The organism is Halogeometricum sp. CBA1124 (assembly GCF_009741955.1).
Classification (GTDB): Archaea; Halobacteriota; Halobacteria; order Halobacteriales; family Haloferacaceae; genus Halogeometricum; species Halogeometricum rufum.
This window is the reverse complement of the sequence record NZ_WPCD01000140.1, coordinates 1-9,776: the sequence shown is the minus strand read 5'-3', so window position 1 is coordinate 9,776 and position 9,776 is coordinate 1. Positions and strand designations below refer to the sequence as shown.

4 protein-coding genes and 2 pseudogenes are annotated in these 9,776 nt (G+C 68.0%); 4 read left to right on the top strand and 2 right to left on the bottom strand.

Features of this window, described 5'->3' with window-relative positions:
- A pseudogene (locus GJ632_RS15095) lies at window positions 1-402 on the bottom strand (hexosyltransferase); the annotation flags it as partial.
- A gap of 144 nt (window positions 403-546) precedes the next feature.
- Between GJ632_RS15095 and GJ632_RS15090 the strand changes: the two are divergent.
- From GJ632_RS15090 to GJ632_RS15080, 3 genes are all read left to right on the top strand, one after another.
- Window positions 547-1,464: a hypothetical protein gene (locus GJ632_RS15090; protein WP_191453387.1), complete on the top strand. Its 918-nt coding sequence runs from the start codon at window positions 547-549 to the stop codon at window positions 1,462-1,464.
- An 88-nt stretch (window positions 1,465-1,552) separates the two neighbouring features.
- A complete protein-coding gene (locus GJ632_RS15085; RefSeq protein WP_191453386.1) occupies window positions 1,553-3,154 on the top strand; it encodes an alkaline phosphatase family protein in 1,602 nt (533 codons plus the stop codon).
- The gene (locus GJ632_RS15080) at window positions 3,151-4,590 is read left to right on the top strand and encodes a polysaccharide biosynthesis C-terminal domain-containing protein (RefSeq protein WP_089806863.1); all 1,440 of its coding nucleotides are present in this window, start codon (window positions 3,151-3,153) and stop codon (window positions 4,588-4,590) included. Before GJ632_RS15085 ends, GJ632_RS15080 begins: the two co-directional genes overlap by 4 nt.
- A gap of 33 nt (window positions 4,591-4,623) precedes the next feature.
- On the opposite strand, the gene GJ632_RS15075 is transcribed toward GJ632_RS15080, so the two are convergent.
- The gene (locus tag GJ632_RS15075; protein WP_191453385.1) at window positions 4,624-5,958 is read right to left on the bottom strand and encodes a glycosyltransferase family 87 protein; all 1,335 of its coding nucleotides are present in this window, start codon (window positions 5,956-5,958) and stop codon (window positions 4,624-4,626) included.
- 185 nt (window positions 5,959-6,143) lie between these two features.
- On the opposite strand from GJ632_RS15075, the pseudogene GJ632_RS15070 reads away from it, so the two are divergent.
- Window positions 6,144-9,390 (top strand): annotated as a pseudogene (locus GJ632_RS15070) (oligosaccharyl transferase, archaeosortase A system-associated).
- The last annotated feature ends 386 nt before the right edge of the window (window positions 9,391-9,776 follow it).

Genomic DNA, 9,776 nt, shown 5'->3' with positions numbered 1-9,776 from the left:
CGGCCGCGACGGCGACGACGCGTCGACGTAGCGGTGCCCGACGGCCCGAATCGCCGGCGTCCCGAACCGGCCGACCAGCGACTTCAGCCCCGAACTCCCCTCGAAGTCGTCGCGGCCGAGGCTGTACAGCCCGTGGTCCGCACAGAGGTAGACGAGGCGCGACCCGCGGACGACGCGGTTGACGAGGGCGGCGTAGAGCGGTCGAGAGCCCTCGACGAGGTAGACGTCGTAGGCGGGCGCGCGGAGGCCGTTCACCACGTCCGCCGGGACGCCGTCGCCGACCCAGTCGGGCGCGAACCCCCGGAAGTCGACGAGGTCGGCGCCGACGGCCTCGGCGAACCCCGCGTGGGCCGGGTGCGGGTCCTGATACAGCATCGCGACGCGGGCGGAGTCGAGGTCCATCGTCGGCAACCGTCTCGGACGGAGAGCAAAAGTGAACCGGAGTGTCGCCGTCCGCGGCCGCGGCGTCGCCCCGCGTCCGTCGGCGCGTCCGGTTCGGCTATCGACAGGTATATCTCCGTCGTGCGGGGAACTCCCCACCGAGAGATGAGCCTCGGGAACTGGCTGGACCGCGCGGAGATGCAGGTAGACCAGTACGGCCCGGTCGCGGGGTCGAAGGCGGCCCTCGGGTCGCTGGTGTCGGGGGTCTCGCACCGACTCAGCGGGCTGTACCCGCGCGGCGGGACGAACGTCTACGACGACGAGTGGGACCTCCTCCTGGTCCTCGACGCCTGCCGCGTGGACGCCCTGGAGGCCGTCGCGCCCGAGTACGACTTCGTCCCGAACGCGGTCCCCAGCATCCGGTCGGTCGCCCCCAACTCCCACCTCTGGATGGAGCGGACGTTCGCGGCGCGGCCCGAGGCGGTGGCCGACACGACGTACGTCACCGCCAACGGCCACGTCGAGGACTTCGACGGCGACCAGTTCGCCCGGTTGGAGAAGGTGTACGAGCACGGCTTCGACCGGGAGTTGGAGACGATTCCGCCGCGGGCGGTGACGGACGCGACGGTTTCGGCGCTCCGGTCGGACGCGACGCCCCGAACCATCGCCCACTACATGCAGCCGCACACTCCCTATCGCTCGCTCGGGCTGGACGGCCTCGGCGGCGGCGGCGACAAGGCGTTCCGCGAGACGGTGTGGGACTGGATTCTCGCCGGGAAACTCTCCCGAGACGAGGCGTGGGAGCACTACCTCGACAACCTCCGGTGGGTGCTGGACGACGTGGAACTGCTCCTCCGCAGCGTCGACGCCGACCGGGTGGTCGTCACCGCGGACCACGGCGAGGCGTACGGCGAGTGGGGCGCGTACGGTCACTCGGCGACGGGCGAGTTCGACGGACTCAGGCGGGTTCCGTGGGTGGTGACCGACGCCACCGACGACGGCGAGTACGAACCTACGGCCGCCGAGTCCGACGACGAACAGGTCGACGTGGACGAACAGCTGAAGTACCTCGGCTACGTCTGAACGGCCGCGTTTCGGCTTCACCTCCGGACTCTGACTCGCTCGCACCGAGACCCGGTCCGTTTTTATGCTGACTGTCGAATGAGTCGCCATGCGCGCGCTACTGGTCGGACTGGACGCGGCGTGCCTCCCCGTCCTCGAACCGCTGTTCGAGGCGGACGCCGTGCCGACGCTTCAGTCGTTGTTCGACGACGGCGTCGCCGGTCCGTTAGAATCGCAGATTCCGCCGTGGACGGCGAGCGCCTGGCCCTCGATGTACACCGGGAAGAACCCGGGGAAACACGGCGTCTTCGACTTCCTCTCGTTCGACGGCTACGACTGGGACATCGTCAACGGGACGGACCTGAAGGCCCGGACCGTCTGGGACTACCTCCACGAGGCGGGCCTGACGAGCGTCGTCGTGAACGCACCCGTCACCGACCCCCCACGTGACATCGACGGCGCGGTGGTTCCCGGCTACCTCGCCCACAACGACCCGCGGTGTCACCCCGAGGGACTGCTGGACGAACTCCGCGAGGAACTCGGCGGCTATCAGGTGTACGCGAACCGCGAGACGGACGAGACGGTGGACGACGCGGCGAAGTTCCGCGAGTACGTCCGACTGACCGAGTCGCGCGGCGAGGCGTTCAGATACCTCGCCGACCGGTTCGACCCCGACTTCGGCTTCGTCCAGTTTCAGAAGACTGACGCCGTCTTCCACGACTTCCCCGGCGACTTAGAGAAGGTCCGGGAGATATACGAGACGGTCGACGCCGAACTCGAACGGATACTCGACGAGTTCGACCCCGACAACGTCGTCGTCGCCTCCGACCACGGCATGGGCGAGTACGACGGGTACGAGGTCCGCGTGAACGAACTGCTCCGCCGCGGGGAGTACACCGAGACGACGACGGACGGCCACGGCGTCCCCTCGTGGTTCCAGATAAAGGACGAACAGTTGGTCGAGGACGACACGGACGGCGAGTCCGACCGCCTCCAGCGACTCGCCCGGGCCGCCGGGAAGGCCGGGCTGACGTACCAGCGCGGGAAGGCGATTCTCGAACGCCTCGGGCTCGCCGAGTTCGTCGGCCGACACGTCCCCGTCAGCGCCGTCTTCGCCGCCAGCGAGACGGTCGACTTCGCCGAGTCGGTGGCGTACCTCCGCTCGTCCTCGGAACTCGGCGTCCGACTCAACGTCGCGGGCCGCGACCCCGACGGGAAGATTCCGCCCGCGGAGTACGAGTCGGTCAGGTCCGACCTCGTCGAGTTCCTGTCGGCGCAGGAGACGCCCGACGGCGACCCCGTCTTCGAGGACGTCGTCCCCCGCGAGGAGTACATCCACGGTCCCTTCGCGGACGACGCGGTGGACGTGCTCTGCGTGCCCGCGGACTTCGAGCACTCGCTGTCGATGATCGTCGACGAACCGTTCGTCGCCCCGGAACCGTGGAATCACAAGCTGGAGGGGGTCGTCGCCCTCCGCGGCGACGACGTCGATTCGGCGGCGTCGCTCGACGGCGCGCACCTGTTCGACGTGGCCCCGACGCTGCTCTCGTTGTTCGGCGTCGCGCCCGCGAGGGACATGGACGGCGAGTCGCTCGGTCCCGTGACCGCGGTGCCGCCCGAGTCGTACGACGAGTTCGAGCCGCGGACGCGCGTCCGGACGGACGACGACGACGTGACGGAGCGGCTGGCCGACCTGGGATACCTCGAATGAGCCGGGACACGGCGTCGTTGAGTCTGGGTCGCGAGGCGCTCATCGGCTTCGTCGCGAAGATACTCCTCGCGGGGATGGGGTTCGCCGGCATCGTCGTCTACTACCGGTTCCTCGGCCCCGAGACGCTCGGCATCTACTACACCGTCCTCGCGGCGGCGAACGTCGTCGCCCAACTCGTCGGCGGGTTCGCGTCGGCACTGCAGAAGCGCGTGAGCGAGAAGCAGACCGACCTCGCCGAGTACATCGGCGTCGGCTTCGTCGTCTACGTCACCGTCGTCGGCGCGGGCGGCGTCCTCGCCTACGCCCTCGAGTCCTCCCTCTCGAACTTCTTCCTCTCCAGTCGCCACCTCTGGGGCGGCGTCGGCATCTTCGCCAGCCTCAGCCTGTTCACGGTGACGAACCGCATCTACTCGGGCGTCGGCAAGCCCGGTCTGGCGGTCTGGACCGACGCCGCGCGGAGCGTCCTCACCCTCGCGCTGCAGGTCGGCCTGCTCCTCGTCGGATTCCGCGAGTTCGGCCTCATCTACGGCTACGTCGGGGCGACGCTGGTCTGCGCGCTGGGCGTCCTCGTCCTCATCGGCGTGCGGCCGGTGATACCGTCGAGACGAGCGCTCGCGCGCACGTGGGAGTTCGCCAAGTGGAGCGTCCCCTCCGGCTTCGCGAGCAACCTGTACGGCCGCATCGACGTGCTCATCCTCGCGAGCCTCGTCGGCAGCACGGCCGTCGGGCTGTACGAACCCGCCCACCGACTCACGGTGCCGGCGACGTTCGTCGCCACCAGCGTGGGCGTCTCGCTCACGGTGAAGGCCAGCGGTCTCAGTTCCATCGGCGAGAGCGTCGAACACGACCTGCGCAACGCCGTCTCCTACACGATTCTCCTGGCGGCCCCGCTGTTCTTCGGCGCCCTCGCCATGCCGGAGGCGCTGATGCGGACCATCTACGGCCCGTCCGCGACGGCCGGCGCGATGGCGCTCGTCGGCCTCGCGCTGTTTCAGGTGTTCAACTCGTTCCAGCTCCCGTTCGACAAACTCGTCTCGGGCATCGACCGACCCGAGATAAATCTGGGCGTCAGCGTCGTCACCATCAGCATCGACGTCGTGTTGGCCGTCTTCCTCGCGCGGGCGTACGGGCTGGAGGGCGTCGTCGCCGCCACGATTCTCTCCGAAGTCGTCCGGGTCGTCATCTTCCAGGGCATCCTCTACCGCATGTTCGGCTCGTTCGTGCTGACGCGGCCGGTGATAGAGCAGCTAGCCAGCGCGGTCGTGATGTTCCTCGCCGTCGAGGGCGTCCTCCTCGCGTTCTCCATCCGGAGCGTGCTCGACCTGTTGCTGGTCGTCGGGCTGGGCGGCGTCGTCTACTTCGGCTGCCTGCTGGCCGTCAGCCCGCACTTCAGACTCACGCTCGACAACGTGCTGGGCGACTTCGTCCCGAACTGACGGCCCCATCGCCGCCCTCGCCGTCCGTCCGTTTCAGGTCGCCGTCGCGCGCTCCGAAGCGAGCCACAGACTGAGCAGGTAGAGCAATCCGACGGCGTACACCGCGGGCTGGAGGAGTTTCAACAGCGGTTCACCGTCGAGCATCCCGGCGAGGTTCGGGTGTCCGTTGCCCACCAGCACCTCCATCGCGTAGGTGTGGGCGTGCGCGAGGAGGAACGACAGACCGAGGAGGGCGAACGGCCACCCGTCGGCCCGGTAGCAGTGGACGCCGAGGACGACGAACGCCGCGAGGGCGAGTCCGAGGTCGATGAGCGTCGTGCTCTGCAGGAGAGTGAACAGCATGACGATGGAGAGCGCGAAGAGAGGCACGTCGTAGTCGGACCGGCCACGGACGTAGCGGGCCCACACCCACGCGACGGGGAGGACCGAGAGGAGTCGAGGTACTATCGCGACCCCGCCGAGGAACGGGAACGGCCGAATCGCCTCGACGCTCCACTCGGTGATGGGTTCGAGTCCGCCGGACTCCGCGAGTGCCTCCGAGGCGACGATGGCGTAGTAGTGCGCCGTCGTCTCGACGCCGAACGCGAAGACGGAGAGGGCGTTCGCGGCGGCGAAGGCGGCGAGGAAGCCGACCACGCCGCGCCAGCGACGGTCCGCGGGGGAGATGAAGACGGCCAGCGGCGACATCCAGTACGGCTTCAGAATGGTCGGGACGACGAGGGCCGCACCGCCCAGTCCGTCGTCCGACCGGCGATACGCCCACCACGCGACGGCGGTGCAGAGGTACGCGAACGGCGTCACCTGCCCGACTTTGAAGTTCGCCACCATCGGCGCGAACCCGACGGACGCAGCCGAGAGCCCGAGTAGCGCCCGCCGAGAGAGATTGAATCCCACGCTGGAACTCTCGGCGTCGAGCAGGAGGTACGTCCCGCCGGCCGTCGCGAGGAGCGAGAGGCCGAACAGCAGGTACTTGAACGCGACGTAGCCGAACAGCGAGATGGCGGCGAAGAAGTAGTAGGTGACCGGGAGGTAGTGGTACTCCTGGACGTTGTCCGGTTGCCACGTGTTGTAGAGGGGCCCACCGCTCCAGACGCGCACGACCATGTTGTAGAACGCGTCGGCGTCCGTCGGACTCTCGATGGCGAACCGGTAGTCGGCGTCGGACGGGACGACGATGTCGCCGTCGGGTCGCGTCTCGGTGTCCGTGTACTCGATGTCGCCCCGTTCGGTCGACTTCAGCACGCCCGCGCCCGCCAGCGCGCCGACGAGGACGACGTTCGCGACGCAGGCGAGGACGCAGAGCCAGAGGACGGTTCGACGAGACGGGAGAGCGGGCGAGAGGGCACTCTCGTACCACGACTGAGTCATTCGATTACTGTCTGGATTCGACAAGGCCTACATAAGCGTGCTGAAAGGAGAAGCTGCGTCCGGAGGCGTCTCGGCGTCACGAACGCGAGACGGCGCTAGATTCGAGAGACTCGGCGCCTCGGCCGTTCTGTGGCGATTGGCAGTCATCATAAGGCTTATGCGCGTTTTGCTCTCTCGTCAAAGCGATGAGCGTAGACAACGAGCGTCGCGAGGACTACGACACGCCATCGGTCCTCGAGCGCTTCGAAGACTGGTACCACGTCCCCGCCCTGCTCGTGGTGATGGTCGCCATGTTGGCCATCCGCCTCCAGTCGTACAGTCGATTTATCAGAGACGGAGAGGTGTTCTTCTCCGGAAACGACGCGTGGTATCACCTCCGCGAGGTGAACTACACCGTCAGGCATTGGCCGTTCACGATACCGTTCGACCCGTGGACGAACTTCCCGTACGGCACGAGCGTCGGTCAGTTCGGGACGCTCTACGACCAACTCGTCGCGACGGCCGCCCTCGTCGTCGGACTGGGCTCGCCGAGTCCAGAACTCGTCGCGAAGACGCTCTTGGTGGCACCCGCCGTGTTCGGCGCGCTGACGGCCATCCCGGCGTACGTCATCGGTAAACGCCTCGCCGGTCGGCTCCCGGGGCTGTTCGCCGCGATTCTCCTCGGCCTCCTGCCGGGGATGTTCCTCCAGCGAACGCTCGTCGGCGTCTCCGACCACAACGGCGTGGAGCCGTTCTTCCAAGCGCTGGCAATCGCCGGACTGCTCGTCGCCTTCGCCGTCGCGGAGCGCGAGATGCCCATCTGGGAGATCGTCGCCGAACGCGACTTCGACGCCGTCCGGTCCTCGACGAAGTGGGCCGCCCTCGCCGGCGTCGCGACGGCGCTCTACATGTGGGTGTGGCCGCCGGGCGTCCTCCTCGTCGCCATCGTCGGGGCGTTCGTCCTCGTGAAGATGGCCAGCGACGTGGCAAACGGCAAGAGCCCCGAGCCGACGGCGTACGCCGCCGCCGTCTCGATGGGCGTCGCCGCCCTCCTGATGGTCGTCCAGATAGACGAGTTTGGCTTCTCCGCGACCAGTTTCTCGCTCGTTCAGCCGTTCCTCGCGGTGGCCGTCGGCGCCGGTGCCGTCTTCCTCGCGTGGCTCGCGCGGCAGTTCGAGTCCCGCGACGTGGACACGAACCTCTACCCGGCCGCCGTCTTCGGACTGGTCCTCGTGGGACTCGGTCTCGTCTCCGTCGTCCTCCCGAGCGTGTGGGGACTCATCGTCGGTAACTTCTTCCGCATCCTCGGGTTCAGCGCGAACGCCGCGACGCGGACCATCGGCGAGGCGCAACCGTACCTCTCGCCGAGCACGCTCAACCGCCTCCAACTGACCGCCGTGAACCGCATCGTCTCCGACTACGGCTTCACGTTCTTCACCGCCGTCGTGGCGGTCATCTGGATGCTGGCGAAGCCGCTCGTCGCGCGGGGCGAGTCCCGCGACTACGGCTACGTCGTCGGCAGTCTCCTCGTCGTCGGTCTCATCTTCCTCGTCCCCGCCGTCCCGAACGGCCTCGGGAACCTCGTCGGCGTGGACGGACAGCTCGTCGGGCTCGCGCTGGTGAGCGCCATCATCGTCGGCGCCACGCTCCTCGTCGAGCAGGACACCGAGCACCTGCTCGTCGTCGTCTGGGCCGTCTTCATGACCTCCGCGGCGTTCACCCAGCTTCGGTTCCACTACTACCTCGCCGTCATCGTCGTCGTGATGAACGCGTACCTCCTCGGCGAGGTGCTCTCGTTCCTCGCGTCCGCGCGACGGTCGACTCCGTCACGAACCTCGAACTCTATCAGGTCGTCTCGCTCGTGATGGTCGTCCTCCTCATCGCCGCCCCCGTCCTCCTCGTCCCGCTCAACGTGCGGAACACCGGGACGCCGGCCGTCGACAAGACGAACACCGCCTGGGAGGCGGGCTCGAACAACCCGGGCGACGTGCTCAACTGGGAGTCGTCGCTCGAGTGGGCGCAGACGAACACGCCGAGCGAAGGCACGTTCGGCGGCGCCGACAACGAGATGGCGTACTACGGCACCTACGAGGAGACGGACGACTTCCAGTATCCCGAGGGCGCCTACGGCGTCCTCTCGTGGTGGGACTACGGCCACTGGATAACCGTCGAGGGCCACCGCATCCCGAACGCCAACCCGTTCCAGCAGGGTGCGACGGAGGCGGCGAACTTCCTCCTCGCGCCGAACGAGACGCAGGCGCGCGACGTGCTCTCGTCGATGAGCACCGAGGGCAACGAGACGCGCTACGTGATGGTAGACTGGAAGATGGCCACGCCCGGCTCGAAGTTCGGCGCGCCGGCCGTCTTCTACGACGCGCAGGAGAACTTCTCCTCGGACGCGTTCTACGAACAGCGCATCTACCGCATCAACAGCAACGGAGAGTACTCGGGAGAGAACTTCCTCCTGCGCGACCAGCGGTTCTACGACAGCATGATGACGCGGCTCTACTACAACCACGGCAGCGCCAGGAGCCCTCGCCGGTCGTCGTGGACTGGGAGCCTCGCACGGTTCAGACCTCGCAAGGGGCCGTCAGCGTCCCCGGTAACCCCGCCGGGAACGCCACGCTCATCCGCTCGTTCGAGAACATGAGCGCGGCCGAGCAGTTCGTCGAAGAGGACGGCAGCGCGCAGGTCGGCGGCATCGCCGGCTTCCCCGAGGAACGCGTGCCGGCGCTCGAACACTACCGGCTGGTGAAGGCGAGCAACGCCACCGCCACCCAGTCGAACGACTACCTGCGACTCGTCTACGGCGACGCGCGCGCCGCGCAGGTCAACCCGCAGGCGCTACTGCCGAGCAACACCGCGTGGGTGAAGAGCTTCGAACGCGTGCCCGGTGCGACGGTGCAAGGAAGCGGCGCGCCCGCGAACAGCACGGTCACCGCGAGCGTGGAGATGCGGGTGCCCACCTCCAACAGCACGTTCACCTACACGCAACAGGCACAGGCGAACGAGGACGGCGAGTTCGCGATGACGCTCCCGTACTCGACGACGGGCTACGACGAGTACGGACCCGACAACGGCTACACGAACGTCAGCGTCCGCGCGACCGGTCCGTACACCCTCTCGACGGGTGCGAGTATCAACGATAGCGGCTACATCGTCAACCACCGCTCGAACCTCTCCGTCGCCGAGGGCGACGTCAACGGTGCGCAGGACGGCGACCTCTCGGTCGAACTGGAGCGCACCTCCCAACGGCTCGAACTGAACACGGGCGGTTCCTCGGACTCGGGTAGCTCCGACGGGTCGAGTTCGTCCGACGCCGGCGGGTCCGACTCGTCCGGTTCCTCGGACACCTCGGACACCTCCGACTCCGGCGGGTCGTCCGGTGACGACGACACGTCCTCGTCGCTCGCGGCACCCGAATCGGCGTTCGCCGCCGAACCCGCGGCGTAGGCACCGCGGCCCGATTTCGGCCGCTCTCTCCCGTTTCGTCCGTTCTCTCTGATTTCTGTCGTGCGCTCCGATTCCGTCCGTTCTCTCCGATTTCGCCCCTCTCGCCGCCCGTTTCCGCGACACACGTTCGACTCGGCAGAGCGGCGTCGCTGTCGGGGTCGGAGCGACGCCGGAGGACGAAGCGGAGAACGGAGAGCGGAGCGTCGGCGGTCCCGGTCAGACGAGCGACTCGTAGACGATGCCGTCGCGGCGCGTGACGATGCGGCGGCCGTCGACGACGACGGGGTCGGCCATCGCGTCGAACTCGTCGTCGAGGGCGGCGAACTCGTCCCAGTCGGTGACGACGAGGGCGCGTCCGCGCCGGCGAGGGCACAGCACGTACGTCT